Raw genomic sequence first — 16,782 nt, 5'->3', positions numbered from 1 at the left:
AACTTATAAACTTTCTCCACCATCGGCTTTGATGACAGAGCCATTGATCCAATTGGATTCTTCTAAACTTAATAAATAAACCACATTGGCAATATCTTCTGGCTGAGTTAGTCGCTGAAAAGGGTTTCGCTTTACAGCAGCTTCTTTCAATTGTTCATGACCCGGAATCATCTGGAAAGATTGGGTTTCTACCATCCCAGCCTGAATACAGTTCGCAGTAATACCATACTCAGCAAATTCTTTTGCCATATATTTCATTAGGGTTTCAAGGCTTGTTTTGGCCACAGAAACGGCAGCATAATGTTTCCAAACCCGTTGATTTCCTTCGCTGGTAAAGGCTAAAAGTTTGGTCTGTTTTGCTAAGAAACCTGCTTCCACAATATCCTTAGACCAGTCATAAAAACTGTAGGCCATCGCGTTAGCGGTGATTTGCAAGTCCGTTTGATTGAGTGGGGAGTCTCCGGTCATGGCTTTCAGGTTTCCTTTAGCAATGCTATGAAGCAGAAGTTTAATTTTTCCAGATTCGCCTAATAATTCTGGAAGTTGATCAATAAATTCTTTTCTTTTTTCTGAATTTGTGGCGTCCAGATTAAATGTTTTTAGATCGACTCCACATCGCCTAATAAAATCAAATCTAGCTTCAATGTCAGGTAGATCACTTCTTCTATCTCTATGGATGATGAGTAAATTCCAACCGTTTTGAGCCAACTTCAATGCTGAAGCATATCCTAAACCCTGGCTTCCTCCTAGAACTAAAGCGAAATGTTTAAGTGATTGGTTGGTCATAAGCTGAATGTCTTTAAAAATTAAATCTTACTACTTGAATCAAATTCAGTAGAAAATAAACGGACTTTTATGTGCAAACTACCATTCCAAAAGAATGCGTTGTGCTGAAAAGCCAGGTCCAAAACTTAGCATCAAGCCTTTTTCTCCTTTTTTGATATCTTTTTGAAGCATGCGTTCCAATACATAGAGTACTGTAGCGCTGCTCATATTTCCAAATAGTCTTAATACTTCTTTAGTATCGTCAATATTTTTGCCCATCGCTCCAAAAAGAGCTTCCACAGTATTGATGATTTTTTTGCCTCCAGGATGAAAAATAAGGTGATTGATATCTTCTATGCTGGTGTTATTATCTTTTAAAAATGGATGGATGATTGCTGGAAAATGGCTACTTATTTTCTCAGGAACGTCTATATCGAGTACCATTTTAAGACCAGAATTGGTCAAGTCAAAACCCATCATGTGCGTGTCATTGTAAAAATGATACATAGATTCCCAAAGAATTTTCGGACCCGTGCATGTCTCTTCAGAACTCATCAACACACATGCAGATCCGTCTCCAAAAATGGCAGAACTCACCATATTGGCCATTGACTTATCACTGAGCTGAAAGGTAGCAGTTGGCGCTTCAAATGAAACTATCGCCGCTCTTTTGTCAGGATTGGCCTGTAAAAACTGCTTGGCGTAAATCATCCCTGAAATCCCCGCTGCGCAGCCCATTTCGGTCACTGGAAGTCTTATGATATCTTGTCTCAAATCCAAATCGTTGATAAGAAAAGCATCTAATGATGGAATCATAATACCGGTGCAACTTACAGTGATAATGTAGTCCAAACTTTGTGGTGACCATCCCGCCTGATCTAATGCTTTTTCTAACACTTTTTTGCCCAAGATTTTGGCTTCCCGTGTATAGATTCGGTTTTTATCTTCAAAAGAGGTGGCTTCAAACACCTCTTCAGGATCCATGATGGAATACCGCTTATCGACTTGAGCGCCTTCATAAATTTTGATTACTTTCCTTCGGAACCTTTCATCTTCATCAGCAAGCCACATCTCAACAAAAGGAATAATATCTTTGGTTTCTTTGTAGTATTGAGGTGTTTCTGTCGCTACTGTTTCTATTTTTACACTCATGAGCTATATATGATCCACTGGTATCGAAAAGCCCAATACCATGTTATGTGGTGCTTTAAATTTAGTTGTTTGGCGAAATTATCAAGATCTTCTGACTTGAATCCTCTGAGAATTGAAGTCAATCCATCTTTTCTTGCAATGTCTGAATTTACAAAGACTGAACAATATAGCTTGAATAATTGATAAGCTAATTTATGTCGATGCAAATCATTAATAACCAATCCCAGACTTGCTTTTTCCGAAAGAATCGGTAAAAGTTTTGCTATGGATTGATCGTCAAAATGATGAAGAGTAAGACAACACGTTATGATATCGGCTTCAAAGTCCTCAAAATCTTCACTAAAGACATCAATGACTCGGTATGAAATATTCTTATAATCTCTCGACCATTCTCTGGCAATTTCGATCGTATGAGGATTGGCATCTATACCTATGAGTTGAACGTTGATGCCTCGATTTTTCGCCCATTTGGAGATTTGCCTTAAGGCATCACCGCTTCCACAACCCAAGTCTGCAATGACCAGATGTTTCTTAGAGTTGTTTACTAGTAATTCCTGAATCCCTTTTCTGGTCACACGATGCCCGCCAAGCTTGGTGTTAATGTTATCAATGGTTCGAAGCACTTTTTTTAGCTCTTCTCCCTTAAAGTCAAACTCATCCATAATTTCATCTTCGCGACTTCGTTTTTTTGTAGAAATGTGCTTCATGAAATAGGTTTACCGTGGGTTTGCTGAATCATTTTCTTTAGTAAAAATGGAGATTTTGAAACTAATGACATCCCTAAATTGGTTAGTTTGGGTTGTAAAAGTATCTTTTGAAATACCGATCCAAAAATAAGTCTTTTGCGAAAAGTCTGTTTCCAAATTGACGTATAATTTTCTTCCAACTGATTTCTATTCTTATGAATTTTGTAATTTTTAATTTCTACTGAAAGTAGTTTAGCTGAATGTATGGCCATAGCCATGCCATTACCACAAAGTGGATGAATGAGTCCTGCAGAATCTCCAGACATCAACATGTGATTTTCTACAGCATTTTTATTTTGAAAGGACACCTGTGAAATCGCTAAATGCTTATCAAAAAGCATTTCAGAATTCATTAGAAATGATTTCAGTTTGGGATTTTTGGTTAAAACATTTTGATTGAAATTTTCAACAGAACCTTCCTTTTTGAAGCTATCGTAATGCGCTAAATAGCAAAAATTGACAGCACCTGTTTCTGTTTTAGAAAGCCCACAATACCCGCCTTCAAAATTATGCAGTTGTACTTCACCTTCAGGGAAATCATCATTCTTATAATGCGCTTTAATTCCAATCCAAGGAGTCTTGTTATGGATGAAATCTCTGTCTAGTTTCTTATCCAGTGTCGATCGCTTTCCGAAACTACCAATGGCTAATTCAGAATAATAATTTTGCTGGTTGGCTGTAATACAAAATTGTTCATTTTCAAATTCAACACCCATAACAGTTTCAAACTTGAACTGGACACCATTAGATTTTGCTTTCTCATACAGTAGATGATCCAAAGCGTATCGTGACATTCCAAAGCCACCTAGAGGTAAATCGATATTTACAGATTTGCCATTTCGGTTACTTAAAGTTAACTTATTAATTTGGTCTGCCTTAGTTTGATTAATGTGAATTCCAAGACGATCCAAATAAGGTAAAACTTCATTGGAAACATATTCTCCACATACTTTGTGCTTGGGATATTCGTCTTTCTCAATGAGTAGGACTTCAAATCCACTCGAAGACAAATCTATAGCTAAAGTCAAACCTGCCAGACCTCCTCCTATAATAATTACATCGTAAATTTTCATTGCTGAAATTTAGGCATAAAAAAAATCCTAATGTAGCATTAGGATTGTCCATGTTGATTTTTTAAGGTTTATTCAGCCTTTTGTTTAGCTTCTTCTTTTAATTCTTCATTGGCAACAATGGCCAATTCTACCCTTCTGTTTTTTGAACGACCTTCCGCTGTTGAATTATTAAATTTTGGTTGATCTTCGCCAAACCAATTGGTTTGAATTCTTGAACTGTCAATTCCATTACTGGCTAAGTAGTTAGATACCGACTGAGCACGTTCTTTAGATAAATTCATATTGTAAGAATCACTACCTGATGAATCTGTGTGCCCTTCTACAATAATATTAGTTTTAGGATACTTCTGAAAAATATTGATAAGTTTCAATAATGAAATTTCAGATTTTCCTTCGATATTAGATTTATTAGTCGCAAAATAAACTCCAGAATTTTCATCAAAAGTTACATTAATTCCTTCGCCTACTCTTGTTACTTCTGCTCCAGGAATCTCTTCCTGTATTTCTTTGGCTTGTTTATCCATTCGGTTTCCGATGTAAGCACCAGCTGCACCGCCAACTACTCCGCCAATAATTGCTCCAAGTACAGAGTTATCACCATCACCAGTATTGTTTCCAATTACACCACCAATTACAGCACCACTTGCTGCGCCAATAGCACCACCACGTTGAGTTTTGTTTGTATTCTTTGTTGCTTCGCAAGAACTAAACAAGAAGGCGAAAGCCACTAAAATTATTAAAAATTTACTTTGAAAGTTTTTCATGTTTAAAATTTTGAAAATGTCATTAGTATTTTTATTTGCTTACCATTAAACATAACGCTTTGTTCCCAAATCATTTGATCCGCTAGCAAAGATTTAATTTTTATCCTTGTACCTATATCGACTTTTCTAGCTTTTTGTCCTGTAATAACTTTTAATAGCATTTCAGGATTGATGTTCTGAGCTGTAGCTTTATCAATATACCAGGTAAATTGCTGCTCGGTTTTAGTACAATCATTTCCATCCAGGATGAAACTTCCTGTACTATTGTTTGGAATAAATTTCCAAGTTGAATTATCAAAACAAGAAGCATCTGCAACATTGAAAAGTTCGACATCAAACAAACCAGAAGAATCTGGATAGGTAACTGATTCTAAAATCCAGTCGCCTTTAAATTCTTTCTCGACTTGATTTGCTTGATATGAAGCTCCACAGGAAGTCAGTAGAAAAGCGACAATCAATGTAAGTGTGTATTTCATAAGTAGTATTTAAAATTATTAAAAATCCGTAGTTATTGATTTAACAAAACTACGGATTTAATTATTTTTCTTATCGTCTGAATAGCTTTCCAATTAAAGAAATAACAAAAAAGATAATAAAAATGTAAAAGATTATTCTTGCAATATCTGCAGCACCTTCAGCAATTCCGCCAAACCCTAAAACAGCTGCTATTAAAGCAATAATAAGAAACGTGATTATCCATCGTATCATAATATTGAATTTTATAATTCAGTATCTAAGATACGGCGAAACTTTTGTTTTAAGATTTTTTTAATATTTATTTAATGCAAGTAATTCACTCTCAAATTTGACTTTCCCTAAGTATTGATCTTCAAGATTTTTGGAGAAAGGAATCGGGGTTGGTAAACTTGCCACACGTTTGATTGGCGCGTCTAAATATTCAAAGCAATTTTCGGAGATCAAAGCTGAAATATCTGAAGCAATCCCTCCAAATATGGAGTCCTCCTGAAGGATAATAACCTTTCCTGTTTTCTTGACAGAGTTGAAAATAGCCTCTTCATCCAGTGGTGACAATGTCCTTAAATCAATCAGTTCTGCTGAAATTTCAGGATATTTTTCAAGTAGTTCAGTAGCCCAATGAACTGCCGCACCATAAGTAATGATAGTAAGATCATTACCTTCACGTATCAAATTGGCTTTCCCCAATTCAATTGTAAAATAATCATCGGAAACCTCTCCTCTTATGCTTCGGTATAAAGCTTTATGTTCAAAAAATAAGACTGGATTTGGATCTTCGATAGAGGCTATCAATAAACCTTTAGCTTCTTGAGGGGTTGAAGGATAGACGACTTTTAAGCCAGGAGTTTTGGTAAACCAGGCTTCGTTGGTCTGACTGTGAAAAGGTCCTGCTCCTACTCCTGCACCGCAAGGCATACGAATCACTACATCTGCATTTTGTCCCCAACGATAGTGCACTTTGGCTAAGTAGTTGACTATAGGATTGAATCCGGAACTTACAAAATCACTAAACTGCATTTCTACGACCGACTTCATTCCTTTGATAGATAGCCCCATCGCTGTTGTTATGATAGCCGACTCACATATAGGTGTATTTCTCACTCTTTTTTTTCCGAATTTCTCAACAAATCCGTCTGTAATTTTAAAAACTCCTCCATACTCAGCTACATCCTGCCCCATAATGACTAGATCCTCATGTTTTTCCATGCTTTGTTTCAAGCCATCAGAAATAGCGTCGATAAAGCGTAATTCTGTTTTTTTGGAAGAAGGTATTTGAGTTTTAAACTTATAACCTTTAAAAACATCGTTTAATTCTTTAGTTTCATCAGCTTCAACATTGAGTTCCTCATTAGCTATTTTAAGATGTCTATCTATTTCTGATTTTATTTCAGCTTTAATGGAATCAATTTCATCGCGATTTAAGAATTCAGATTCCAGGATAAATAATTCATAATTATCAACAGGATCTAACTTTTCCCAATGTTCCATGAGTTCAGCTGGAACATATTTTGTTCCGCTAGCTTCCTCGTGTCCTCTTCTTCTGAAGGTTTTAAATTCAAGAAGTATAGGTCTGGGATTTTCCCTAACACTTTCTGCAATCTCATTCACTTTAGTATAAATCTCTACGATGTTGTTACCATCGATAATGTGAGACTCCATTCCATAGCCTATGGCTTTATCGGCAATATGTTCGCACTTAAACTGCTCACTGGTTGGCGTAGAAAGTCCGTAACCATTATTTTCCACACAAAACAATACCGGAAGGTCCCATACTGAAGCGACATTGAGTGCTTCATGAAAATCACCTTCACTTGTTCCTCCTTCACCAGTAAATACAGCGGTTACAGCTTTTTCGTTTTTCAATTTATGTGCTAGACCGATACCGTCGGCGACTCCTAGTTGTGGGCCGAGATGAGAAATCATTCCAATAATTTTATACTCCTGTGTTCCAAAATGAAAACTGCGATCTCTACCCTTAGTGAATCCGTTTAATTTTCCTTGCCATTGAGAAAACAGGCGTTGCAAAGGAATTTTTCTTTCAGTGAACACTCCAAGATTTCTATGCATTGGTAGGATGTATTCTTCAGATTTCAAAGATTTTGTTACTCCTACAGCTATCGCCTCTTGTCCAATTCCTGAAAACCACTTCGAGATTTTGCCTTGTCTTAAAAGCACAAGCATTTTTTCCTCAATAAGTCGTGGCTTCAAAATACTTTTGAATAGATTTATATGTTGTTCTTTGGATAAAGTAGGATCTTCAAAGTTCATAGGTTAGATATTATCTTTCCAACCAAATGTATTATAATGAAAACTTTTAATTATATAGAATGCTAAAATTCTTGTTGAATAAAATTCATTAAATTTGTTTTTCTAAATTTAAAAGCATGCCCATTACAAATATCCCAAGTGTTGATTTATCAGATTTTTTATCAGAGGATCCAAAAAGGAAACAAAAATTTGTTGATGAAATAGGTTCAGCCTATGAAGAAATAGGTTTTGTAGCTTTGAATCATCACTTTTTAGATGAAAAACTAGTCGAAGAATTATATAATCAGGTTAAAGCTTTTTTCAACCTTCCAGAAGAGACCAAAAAGAAATATGAAAGAGAAGATTTAGGAGGTCAACGTGGTTATGTTTCATTTGGAAAAGAACATGCTAAAGGGAAGAAGGAAGGCGACCTTAAAGAATTTTGGCACTTTGGACAAGAGCCCGAAGAAGATGCTAAGCTTATTGAAAAATATCCAGAAAATATTAAGGTAGAAGAACTCCCTGCATTTAATGAAGTTGGCATGGAAGCTTACAGAATGCTCGAGAAAACTGGTATTTATGTCTTGAGAGCATTAGCCTTATATATAGGACTTAATGAATATTATTTTGATCATTGGGCAAGTAATGGTAATTCCATTTTACGACCAATTCATTATCCACCTATAGAAACAGAACCTAAAGGTGCCGTGAGAGCTGGGGCACACGGAGACATCAATCTGATTACTTTATTGATGGGTGCATCTGCAGGAGGATTACAGGTGAAGCGTAAAGATGGTGAATGGATTGACGCTATACCTAAAGAAGATGAACTCGTGATCAACGTCGGTGATATGCTCGAGAGACATACCAATAATAAGCTGAGATCTACTATTCATAGGGTTGTGAATCCACCTAAAGAAGAATGGGACAAACCTAGATACTCCATACCTTTTTTCCTACATCCTAGAAGTGATATGAGACTGGATTGCCTTGATGAGTGTATTGATGAAGATAATCCTAAACACTACGAAGACATTACAGCCGGTGAGTTTCTGCATCAGCGACTAGTTGAAATTGGACTGATAAAAGAGTAAAGCATGGATCTTAAAGACCAACTTAAAGACTTATTCCCGAATCATGAACCTCAGAAAGAAGAGAAATCGACTTCTAAAACTGACGAACTTGATATTTGGTTACAAACAGATCCATTAATCTGTGAGTTCTCCAAAAGAAAAGGAAAGGCCAATACGTTGATAAAAGGTTATACAGGAGCTAAAAAAGATTTTCAGAACCTCACAAAATACCTTAAGAAAGACATTGGAGTTGGCGGAAGCCACAAGAATGAAGAAATTATCATTCAAGGGGACTACAGAGATCAAATTATGGAATTATTAAAAGATCTTGGTTTCAACGTAAAACGCGTGGGAGGTTAATCTAGGATTGAACTTTTTCCTTTTTAAAATTTTCAGACCAGACAGGGTTTGAACCTTGCAACAATTAAATATATATAGGTGTGAGTCATAGCAGTCAGGCCTTTTAAAACATAAAATATGCCTATAGCATCTTCAGAATTAATATTAAATCCAGGTGGTAGTATATATCACCTCAACTTAAAACCGGAAGATATCTCTGATATCATTATTACGGTAGGTGACCAGGATAGAGTAGCAAAAGTGACTTCCTATTTTGATGAGGTTATATTTGAGACTCAAAAAAGAGAATTCAAAACTCAAACTGGATTTTACAAGGGTAGAAAAATGACCGTTATTTCTACGGGGATTGGAATAGACAACATAGATATTGTCATCAATGAATTGGATGCCTTGGTTAATATTGATCTTGAAACCAGAGAAATTAAACCAAAGCATCAGAAATTGAATTTCATCAGAATTGGAACTTCGGGAGGAATTCAACCCCATGCTGAACTGGATAAGTTCGTAATGAGTGAAGCTGGTGTTGGTTTTGATGGCTTACTCCATTACTACAAAAACGACATTTTAAATAAACAGGCTACAGAAGCACTTTGTGAACATCTAAAGATTTCTTCAAAAAAGCCTCAACCCTATATTGTAAATGGAGATGCTGAGTTGATAAATCTTTTCAAAAGTGAAGAAAACGTAATTTCAGGTTTTACAGGAACTAACTTGGGCTTCTATGGCCCACAGGGCAGGACTCTTAGGCTAGAAACTCAAGATCCAACATTTATTGATCAATTGGTTGATTTTGATTTTAATGGAAAAACGATAACCAATTTAGAGATGGAAACCAGTGCTATCTATGGACTAGCAAAACTTCTTGGTCATGGTGCTTTGTCAATGAATGCGATCATTGCTAATAGATCCACAGGGAATTTTAGTAAAAATCCAAAAGCTGCTGTCGATTCTCTTATCCAATTAACGCTTAATAAACTTGCCAAGTTTTAAAAAAGATTTTTATGACAAATCTAAAAGTCGGTGGAGTTCCAGAACATTTCAATTTGCCATGGCATTTGTGTATTGAAGATGGAAGTTTTGAAGAGAGTGGCATTGACGTCACTTGGACAGATTTTCACGGAGGCACTGGTGAAATGAGTGAAGCTTTAAAAAATGGAGATATAGACGTAGCTGTTATGCTCACCGAAGGCTCCATAAAAGAAATCTGTGATGGTAGTCCTTTCAAAATTATTCAAACCTATGTGAAAAGTCCACTCATGTGGGGTATTCACGTTCATGCAGATTCAGATTTTAATAAGATTGAAGATTTGCAAAACCAAACTGCTGCCATAAGCCGTTTTGGTTCTGGATCACATCTTATGACCTATGTGCATGCAAATCATCAAAACTGGAATACAAGTAAGTTAGACTTCAAAACAACTCAAAATCTTGCTGGGGCTAAAAAATCCCTCACTGAGGGAACATCAGATTATTTCCTCTGGGAACATTTTACTACAAAGCCGTTAGTTGATAATGGAATTTTTAGAAGACTTGGAGACGAACCCACGCCCTGGCCATGCTTTGTTATTGTAACTACAGACGGGTTTTTAGAATATAATTCTGAAGTGATTGAAAAATTATTAAATCCTCTAAATCAAAAAAGTAAAACTTTAAAGAGTTTGAATCATATTGAGGAACTTATTTCTAAACGTTATCAACTAGAAATCAAAGATGTAAAAGAATGGCTTAAAATTACTGAATGGAGTCAGAATCAGCTTTCTGAGAGTGATGTTTATTTCACGCAAAAAAAGCTTAAAGATTTAAACCTTATTAATCAAGAAAAGAAATATTCTGAATTTATTTTTTAAAACACGCAACCAATCTCTTTTTAGTACATCTTATAGTTGAAAGAATTATTCATCCTAAATGATCTTTTATATGTTTTATGTAATTGCTATAGTAGCCTGCCTTATAATTATTAACTTCCTACTATTAAGGTATAGTTGTGATTGCGGTGACTCTCAAAAGAAATCAACCAAAAAGAAAATAAAAATTAATACACAAAAAATCTGGTCTCAATCAGAGAAGAAATCAGATCCTGTTTTTGCCGATAAATAAGCTACCATTGAATTGCATCATCGCCTTGTTCCTGTAAAATTTGATTGGTTTTACTGAAATGTTTATTACCAAACCAATATCCACGGTTAGCGCTTAAAGGTGACGGATGACCAGAGGTTAAAATATGATGCTTACTAGAATCGATAAGTTTTGATTTCTTTTTGGCAAATCCACCCCACAGCAAAAAAATAATCCCTTCCTTATGTGCGGATAGTTTCTTGATAACTTCGTCTGTAAAAATCTCCCATCCTTTATTTTGATGACTCCCAGCTTCATGTGCTCTTACTGTTAGGGTGGCATTGAGCAGTAAAACGCCTTGTTTCGCCCAATCTTCTAAATTTCCGTGATTTGGCGAATCAACATTTAAGTCGTCTTTCATTTCTCTATAAATATTCTGAAGGGAAGGTGGCACAGCAACTCCTTTTGGAACAGAAAACGAAAGCCCATGAGCTTGACCTGGTCCATGATAAGGATCCTGACCTAGAATAACCACCTTGGTTTCATCAAATGGAGAAAACTCAAATGCATTGAAAATATCTGAGCCTTTGGGATAACATTTATTGCTCTTGTATTCTGATTTCACAAACTTAATAAGCGATTCAAAATAAGGTTTTTCGAACTCATCTTTTAAGATATTTTTCCAATTTGCTTCAATCTGAACCTCCATTTATTATACGTATTTTTGTGGAACTACGAATGTAGAATTTTAGTATGATAAAAATAAGCGAAAAAGCCTTAATAGATTTAGAATTTCCAGCAGTTTGCTCACAATTGAGTCACTACTGTATAACAAACAAGGGACAAGAAAAAGCTTTAAAGCTCACTCCTTACTCTTCTTATAAATCCATTCACTTTCACCTTAACCAGACAGAAGAATATAAATCGTCTGCTTTACAGGAAAAACCTATTCCTAACCATGGGTTTGAGAGTGTCGATGAAGCCATCAAAATTTTAAACATTGAAGGCTCTGTCATGGAGTTGAACGGATTCAGGAAAATTTTAAATCTTTCTGAAACCTGCAATATTCATATCAAGTATTTCCAAAAATACAAAGAATTATATCCTAACCTTTACAGATCTACCCAGCCAATCGAATATACTACTGCGATTGTAGATGAAATACGTAGAATTATCGACAAATTTGGGGACATTAGAAATGATGCTACACCTGAATTATTTAGAATCAGAAAGACGATAAATGTTGCAAAAGGAAAAATCAACTCGAGTTTTTCAAAAGCATTATCCAAATATAGCAGTTACGGTTATCTTGATGATATAAAAGAGTCTGTTGTAGATAGCGTTAGAGTTTTGGCGGTTACCGCTATGCACAAGAGAAAAGTAAAAGGGAGTATGCTAGGAAGTTCCAAATCTGGGAATATAGTTTATATCCAACCAGAAGAAACTCAGCAGTCCGAAAGAGAATTGGATGAAGCAGAATATGAGGAAAAAGAAGAAGTCAACAGAATACTAAAGGCGCTGACAAACTATTTGAGACCTTTTGTCGATCTTTTAAAACAATATCAAAATTACTTAAGTGAAGTTGATTTAATTTCAGCTAAAGTAAAATACGCTGAACTTTACGACGGCTTACTTCCAAAAATCACAACTGAAAAAGAAATTTACCTCAAGGACGCTTACCACCCTCTTTTACTGATTAATCACAACAAAATTGGTGAAAAAACCTACCCCCAAGATATTACTCTGGATGACTCCCAACAAATCATTGTAATCTCTGGTCCTAATGCAGGTGGGAAAAGCATCACATTGAAAACTATTGGTCTTGTACAAATCATGCTCCAAGCTGGCATGTTAGTTCCAGTGCATGAATATTCCAGGATTTGTTTTTTTGATAAAATACTTACAGATATTGGTGACAACCAAAGCATCGAAAACCATTTAAGCACCTACAGTTACCGATTGAAGAACATGAGAAAATTCTTAAAAACATGCGATGACAAAACCTTGTTTTTAATCGATGAATTTGGAACGGGTTCCGATCCTGAACTCGGAGGTGCTTTAGCTGAAACATTTCTTGAAGTTTTTCATGAGAAAAAAGCCTATGGCATTATTACCACACATTACGCCAATTTGAAAATGATGGCTAATGAAAATCCAGAAATTGTCAATGCTAATATGGCTTTTGATAGTTATACCATGGAACCATTATTTGAACTTAAACTTGGAGAAGCTGGTAGCTCGTTTACTTTTGAGGTGGCTCAGAAAAACGGAATTCCTTTCAGCTTAATCAACAGGGCGAAGAAAAAAGTTGAACGTGGCAAAATCAGGTTTGATAAAAGTATCGCCAAGTTACAGATGGAACGATCTAAGCTTGCAAAAACAAATTCAGAATTAAAGTCAAAAACTGACGAAACCCGGAAAGAACAAGAAAAGTTTGATGAAATTAATTCTAAAATTCAACAGAAGCTGGAAAGTTATCAAGAACTTTATGATAGCAACCAACGCATGATTGGTATTGGAGAAAAGGTTGATAAAATTGGCCTACAATATTTCAACAATAAAAATAAAAAGCAGCTCTATTCCAATATCCTAAAAATAATCGAGCGTGAGAATTCAAAACGAATCAAGCAAACTCGTAAGGATGAGAAAATCCAGAGAGAAAAGGAAAAGAAAATAAAAGAGGAGGCCCAAGAGAAGGTTGAAAAAATAAGAACTAAAAAGAAAAAAGATAAGATAAAGGAAGAAAAAAATGCTTCCAAAATGCCTGATAAACCAGTATTGAAAGAAGGAGATTCCGTAAGAATTTACGACGGAAGAGCTGTAGGAACAATCGATAAATTTGAAAAAGGAAAAGTTGTCGTCAACTATGGGATGTTCACAACTAGTGTTTCCGATGACCAATTAGAACTTGTAAAGCGAGCGAAATAATGGATCTACCAGAAAATAAAAAAATTGTTCTTTTTGATGGTATTTGCAATTTCTGCAATTCTTCGGTGAGATTTATCATGAAAAGGGACAAAAAAGACATTTTTAGGTTTGCTTCCTTACAGAGTGATCTGGGTCAAAAATTAACTTCAGAGCGAGGAATTGATACTTCTAAAATTGATTCTATAATTTTAATAGATCCAGGAAATGCCTATTATATAAAGTCGACGGCTGCTTTAGAAATTAGTAAAGACCTAAGCGGGTTGTACACCGCATTAAGTCTTTTTTTATTTTTACCAGAAGGCTTTAGAAATATTATTTATGACTATATAGCCAGAAATCGCTATCAATGGTTCGGAAAGTCAGAAACTTGCCCGATGCCCTCAGAAGATGAACAATCTAGATTTCTTGATACTTAATACTTAATTAAGATTTAAATATTGGAAGAATTTTAGTTGACACCTCTCCAAATCCTATTCTTACTTCATAATTCTGACAGTAACCTCGTAAAATCACAGTGTCATTATCTTCAATAAACCTGCGCTCTTGACCATCTTTAAGCTTTATAGGCTTAGACCCATTCCAGGATAATTCGAGCATTGAACCATAGGATTCTGGTGTTGGACCGGAAATCGTTCCACTCGCCATCAAGTCCCCACTATTTACAGGACATCCATTGACTGTGTGGTGAGCCAATTGCTGACTCATATTCCAATACATGTATTTAAAATTGGACTTGGTAATCGTAGTTTCTTCGCCTTTATCTGGTCGAATTGATACTGATAGACTGATGTCAAAACTTTTTTTACCAGTTGTTACAAGATAAGGTAATAACTTTTTTATTGGCGAAGGCCCTTCAACTCTGAAAGGCTCTAAAGCATCCAAAGTCACAATCCATGGTGAAATTGAACAACCGAAGTTTTTGCCTAAGAAAGGTCCTAAGGGCTGATACTCCCACTTTTGAAGATCTCTAGCGCTCCAGTCGTTAAACAAAACCATTCCAAAAATATAGCTCTCAGCTTCCTCTGCTGGGATCGGCTCACCTAGAACATTACTGGCTGTAGTGATAAATGCCATTTCAAGCTCGAAGTCTAGATGGCGCGTCGGGCCAAAAATAGGTTCGTCAGATCCTTTTGGTAATTTCTGACCTTGAGGTCTATGGATTGGAATTCCACTAGGCACTATAGATGAACTTCTTCCATGATATCCTATAGGTGCGTGCAACCAGTTGGGCAATAATGCATTTTCTGGATCACGAAACATTTTACCAACATTGGTAGCATGTTCTTTACTAGAATAAAAATCTGTATAATCCCCCACCTGAACAGGCATCTGCATCTCGATTTCGTCCAGAGTGAAAAGGATAGTTTCCCTGTCTTTAGTATTCGATTTCAACTCATCATTTTTGATATCAAATAACTCTGCTACTCTATTTCTCACTGCTCTCCATGTCTTTCTTCCATCTGCAATAAAGTCATTTAAACTATCTTGTAGAAAAATATCATCTGTGAGTGGGATGTCTTTAAAATATCCTAACTGATGTAAAGCCCCTAAATCTATAGCATAATCGCCGATACGAGTTCCTATTGTGATAATATCATCACGAGTAAGAAAAACGCCAAAAGGGATATTTTGAATTGGAAAATCAGTATTATCTGGAAGATCCAACCACGTTCGTCTTGAGGGATCATTTGCTTTTAAGGACATAAGTTAAGGTTTAGAAATTTCAAATTAATCTTAAAACTTCCTTCAAATATATTATTTTAACCGTATTAACCATCCAAATTAGTTAATTTTGAATCACATTTAACTTTAAAATATAAAGATGAAAGATAAGGCTATTTCAGACTTAATTCTTGAGGAAAAAAACAGACAAACCAATGGTTTGGAATTGATTGCAAGTGAGAATTTTGCAAGCCAAGATGTGATGGATGCTGCAGGATCTGTACTTACAAACAAGTATGCTGAAGGTTATCCGGGCAAACGCTACTATGGTGGATGCGAAGTTGTAGATAAAGTTGAGGATCTCGCTAGAGAACGATTAAAAAAATTATTTGGTGCAGAATATGCCAATGTTCAACCGCATTCGGGTTCTCAGGCAAATACTGCAGTTTTTTCTATTTGTCTAAAGCCTGGTGATAAAATCTTAGGTTTTGATCTTTCTCATGGTGGGCATTTGACGCATGGTTCTCCAGTAAATTTTTCTGGTAAGCTTTATGATCCTGTATTTTACGGAGTTAAAGAATCGACTGGTCTTATCGATTATGATATGGTAAGAGAGGTTGCACACAAAGAGAAACCAAAAATGATTATTGCTGGCGCCTCTGCTTATTCCAGAGAAATCGACTATAAAACTTTTAGAAAAATTGCCGATGAAGTTGGCGCCATTTTACTAGCTGACATGGCACATCCTGCTGGACTTATTGCTGCCGGATTATTACAAAGTCCTGTTGAACATTGCCACATTATAACTTCAACAACACATAAAACCATACGTGGCCCTCGCGGAGGAATTATCTTAATGGGTAAAGATTTTGAAAACCCATTCGGTGAAAAACTCAAAAATGGAAAGCTGAAGAAAATGTCTAGCATGCTGGACAGTTCAGTCTTTCCTGGAAATCAAGGAGGACCTTTAGAACATATTATCGCTGCAAAAGCAGTAGCTTTCGGTGAAGCTTTAACTGATGAATTTGTAGATTACCAAAAGCAAGTGATCAAAAATGCTTCAGCCTTGGCTAAAGCATTTATGGAAAGAGATTATAAAATTATTTCAGGTGGAACTGATAACCATATGATATTGATTGACCTCAGAAATAAAAATATTTCAGGTAAACAAGCAGAAGAAGCTCTAGGTGTGGCTGGAATTACAGTTAATAAAAATATGGTTCCTTTTGATGATAAGTCTCCATTTGTGACTTCAGGAATTAGAATTGGTACGCCTGCTATCACTACAAGAGGCTTACAGGAAAATGAAATGGTAAAGATAGTTGAATTGATTGATGATGTTATCCAAAACTTTGAAAACACATCCCATCTTGAATCTATCAAAGAGCAAGTTCATTCTATGATGAGTCAAAAACCTTTATTTGCTGAAACAGTGAAGAGCTAAATCAGCAAAATTGTAGAAAACTTTTCAAAATTAAGC

General features: G+C 35.7%; 17 protein-coding genes. 7 read left to right on the top strand and 10 right to left on the bottom strand.

Annotation, left to right across the window (positions count from 1 at the left end):
- Positions 1-3: 3 nt before the first annotated feature.
- The 8 genes from LB452_RS04520 to LB452_RS04485 form a co-directional block, all read right to left on the bottom strand.
- Positions 4-786, bottom strand: coding sequence for an SDR family oxidoreductase (locus LB452_RS04520; RefSeq protein ID WP_224460536.1), 783 nt, complete (start codon positions 784-786; stop codon positions 4-6).
- A 78-nt stretch (positions 787-864) separates the two neighbouring features.
- Positions 865-1,917, bottom strand: coding sequence for a type III polyketide synthase (locus LB452_RS04515; protein WP_224460535.1), 1,053 nt, complete (start codon positions 1,915-1,917; stop codon positions 865-867).
- Positions 1,914-2,624, bottom strand: a complete 711-nt coding sequence (locus LB452_RS04510) for a methyltransferase domain-containing protein (protein WP_224460534.1) — start codon at positions 2,622-2,624, stop codon at positions 1,914-1,916. Before LB452_RS04510 ends, LB452_RS04515 begins: the two co-directional genes overlap by 4 nt.
- A complete protein-coding gene (locus LB452_RS04505) occupies positions 2,621-3,736 on the bottom strand; it encodes an NAD(P)/FAD-dependent oxidoreductase (protein ID WP_224460533.1) in 1,116 nt (371 codons plus the stop codon). Before LB452_RS04505 ends, LB452_RS04510 begins: the two co-directional genes overlap by 4 nt.
- A 68-nt stretch (positions 3,737-3,804) precedes the next feature.
- The gene (locus tag LB452_RS04500; RefSeq protein WP_224460532.1) at positions 3,805-4,500 is read right to left on the bottom strand and encodes an OmpA family protein; all 696 of its coding nucleotides are present in this window, start codon (positions 4,498-4,500) and stop codon (positions 3,805-3,807) included.
- 2 nt (positions 4,501-4,502) lie between these two features.
- A complete protein-coding gene (locus LB452_RS04495) occupies positions 4,503-4,976 on the bottom strand; it encodes a lipocalin family protein (protein WP_224460531.1) in 474 nt (157 codons plus the stop codon).
- Between the two features lie 70 nt (positions 4,977-5,046).
- A complete protein-coding gene (locus tag LB452_RS04490) occupies positions 5,047-5,208 on the bottom strand; it encodes a DUF1328 domain-containing protein (protein WP_224460530.1) in 162 nt (53 codons plus the stop codon).
- 60 nt (positions 5,209-5,268) lie between these two features.
- Positions 5,269-7,245: an alpha-ketoacid dehydrogenase subunit alpha/beta gene (locus tag LB452_RS04485; RefSeq protein ID WP_224460529.1), complete on the bottom strand. Its 1,977-nt coding sequence runs from the start codon at positions 7,243-7,245 to the stop codon at positions 5,269-5,271.
- Between the two features lie 116 nt (positions 7,246-7,361).
- On the opposite strand from LB452_RS04485, the gene LB452_RS04480 reads away from it, so the two are divergent.
- From LB452_RS04480 to LB452_RS04465, 4 genes are all read left to right on the top strand, one after another.
- Positions 7,362-8,318, top strand: a complete 957-nt coding sequence (locus LB452_RS04480; RefSeq protein ID WP_224460528.1) for an isopenicillin N synthase family dioxygenase — start codon at positions 7,362-7,364, stop codon at positions 8,316-8,318.
- A gap of 3 nt (positions 8,319-8,321) precedes the next feature.
- A complete protein-coding gene (locus LB452_RS04475) occupies positions 8,322-8,657 on the top strand; it encodes a translation initiation factor (protein WP_224460527.1) in 336 nt (111 codons plus the stop codon).
- Between the two features lie 117 nt (positions 8,658-8,774).
- Positions 8,775-9,647, top strand: coding sequence for a nucleoside phosphorylase (locus tag LB452_RS04470; protein ID WP_224460526.1), 873 nt, complete (start codon positions 8,775-8,777; stop codon positions 9,645-9,647).
- 11 nt (positions 9,648-9,658) lie between these two features.
- A complete protein-coding gene (locus LB452_RS04465; RefSeq protein ID WP_224460525.1) occupies positions 9,659-10,504 on the top strand; it encodes a substrate-binding domain-containing protein in 846 nt (281 codons plus the stop codon).
- Between the two features lie 251 nt (positions 10,505-10,755).
- On the opposite strand, the gene LB452_RS04460 is transcribed toward LB452_RS04465, so the two are convergent.
- The gene (locus LB452_RS04460) at positions 10,756-11,421 is read right to left on the bottom strand and encodes a uracil-DNA glycosylase (protein ID WP_224460524.1); all 666 of its coding nucleotides are present in this window, start codon (positions 11,419-11,421) and stop codon (positions 10,756-10,758) included.
- Between the two features lie 44 nt (positions 11,422-11,465).
- Here LB452_RS04460 and LB452_RS04455 point away from each other — a divergent pair, with 44 nt between their 5' ends.
- The gene (locus LB452_RS04455) at positions 11,466-13,640 is read left to right on the top strand and encodes an endonuclease MutS2 (protein WP_224460523.1); all 2,175 of its coding nucleotides are present in this window, start codon (positions 11,466-11,468) and stop codon (positions 13,638-13,640) included.
- Positions 13,640-14,056 (top strand): thiol-disulfide oxidoreductase DCC family protein, encoded by a 417-nt coding sequence (locus tag LB452_RS04450; RefSeq protein WP_224460522.1) that lies wholly within the window; start codon positions 13,640-13,642, stop codon positions 14,054-14,056. Before LB452_RS04455 ends, LB452_RS04450 begins: the two co-directional genes overlap by 1 nt.
- Before the next feature lie 7 nt (positions 14,057-14,063).
- On the opposite strand, the gene fahA is transcribed toward LB452_RS04450, so the two are convergent.
- On the bottom strand, positions 14,064-15,344 hold the full coding sequence (fahA, locus tag LB452_RS04445; protein ID WP_224460521.1) for a fumarylacetoacetase: 1,281 nt from the start codon (positions 15,342-15,344) through the stop codon (positions 14,064-14,066).
- Between the two features lie 118 nt (positions 15,345-15,462).
- On the opposite strand from fahA, the gene LB452_RS04440 reads away from it, so the two are divergent.
- On the top strand, positions 15,463-16,746 hold the full coding sequence (locus tag LB452_RS04440; protein WP_224460520.1) for a serine hydroxymethyltransferase: 1,284 nt from the start codon (positions 15,463-15,465) through the stop codon (positions 16,744-16,746).
- Positions 16,747-16,782 lie beyond the last annotated feature (36 nt).

Origin of the sequence: Psychroflexus longus (assembly GCF_020164595.1) — a bacterium.
Taxonomy (GTDB): Bacteria; Bacteroidota; Bacteroidia; order Flavobacteriales; family Flavobacteriaceae; genus Psychroflexus; species Psychroflexus longus.
The sequence above is the reverse complement of the archived record's forward strand: the minus strand, read 5'-3'. Positions and strand labels throughout refer to the sequence as shown.

Bases quoted from the DNA above. Each gene is read 5' to 3' on its own strand.
- LB452_RS04520 (WP_224460536.1), bottom strand. From the start codon at position 786: ATGACCAACCAATCACTTAAACATTTCGCTTTAGTTCTAGGAGGAAGC.
- LB452_RS04515 (WP_224460535.1), bottom strand. From the start codon at position 1,917: ATGAGTGTAAAAATAGAAACAGTAGCGACAGAAACACCTCAATACTAC.
- LB452_RS04510 (WP_224460534.1), bottom strand. From the start codon at position 2,624: ATGAAGCACATTTCTACAAAAAAACGAAGTCGCGAAGATGAAATTATG.
- LB452_RS04505 (WP_224460533.1), bottom strand. From the start codon at position 3,736: ATGAAAATTTACGATGTAATTATTATAGGAGGAGGTCTGGCAGGTTTG.
- LB452_RS04500 (WP_224460532.1), bottom strand. From the start codon at position 4,500: ATGAAAAACTTTCAAAGTAAATTTTTAATAATTTTAGTGGCTTTCGCC.
- LB452_RS04495 (WP_224460531.1), bottom strand. From the start codon at position 4,976: ATGAAATACACACTTACATTGATTGTCGCTTTTCTACTGACTTCCTGT.
- LB452_RS04490 (WP_224460530.1), bottom strand. From the start codon at position 5,208: ATGATACGATGGATAATCACGTTTCTTATTATTGCTTTAATAGCAGCT.
- LB452_RS04485 (WP_224460529.1), bottom strand. From the start codon at position 7,245: ATGAACTTTGAAGATCCTACTTTATCCAAAGAACAACATATAAATCTA.
- LB452_RS04480 (WP_224460528.1), top strand. From the start codon at position 7,362: ATGCCCATTACAAATATCCCAAGTGTTGATTTATCAGATTTTTTATCA.
- LB452_RS04475 (WP_224460527.1), top strand. From the start codon at position 8,322: ATGGATCTTAAAGACCAACTTAAAGACTTATTCCCGAATCATGAACCT.
- LB452_RS04470 (WP_224460526.1), top strand. From the start codon at position 8,775: ATGCCTATAGCATCTTCAGAATTAATATTAAATCCAGGTGGTAGTATA.
- LB452_RS04465 (WP_224460525.1), top strand. From the start codon at position 9,659: ATGACAAATCTAAAAGTCGGTGGAGTTCCAGAACATTTCAATTTGCCA.
- LB452_RS04460 (WP_224460524.1), bottom strand. From the start codon at position 11,421: ATGGAGGTTCAGATTGAAGCAAATTGGAAAAATATCTTAAAAGATGAG.
- LB452_RS04455 (WP_224460523.1), top strand. From the start codon at position 11,466: ATGATAAAAATAAGCGAAAAAGCCTTAATAGATTTAGAATTTCCAGCA.
- LB452_RS04450 (WP_224460522.1), top strand. From the start codon at position 13,640: ATGGATCTACCAGAAAATAAAAAAATTGTTCTTTTTGATGGTATTTGC.
- fahA (WP_224460521.1), bottom strand. From the start codon at position 15,344: ATGTCCTTAAAAGCAAATGATCCCTCAAGACGAACGTGGTTGGATCTT.
- LB452_RS04440 (WP_224460520.1), top strand. From the start codon at position 15,463: ATGAAAGATAAGGCTATTTCAGACTTAATTCTTGAGGAAAAAAACAGA.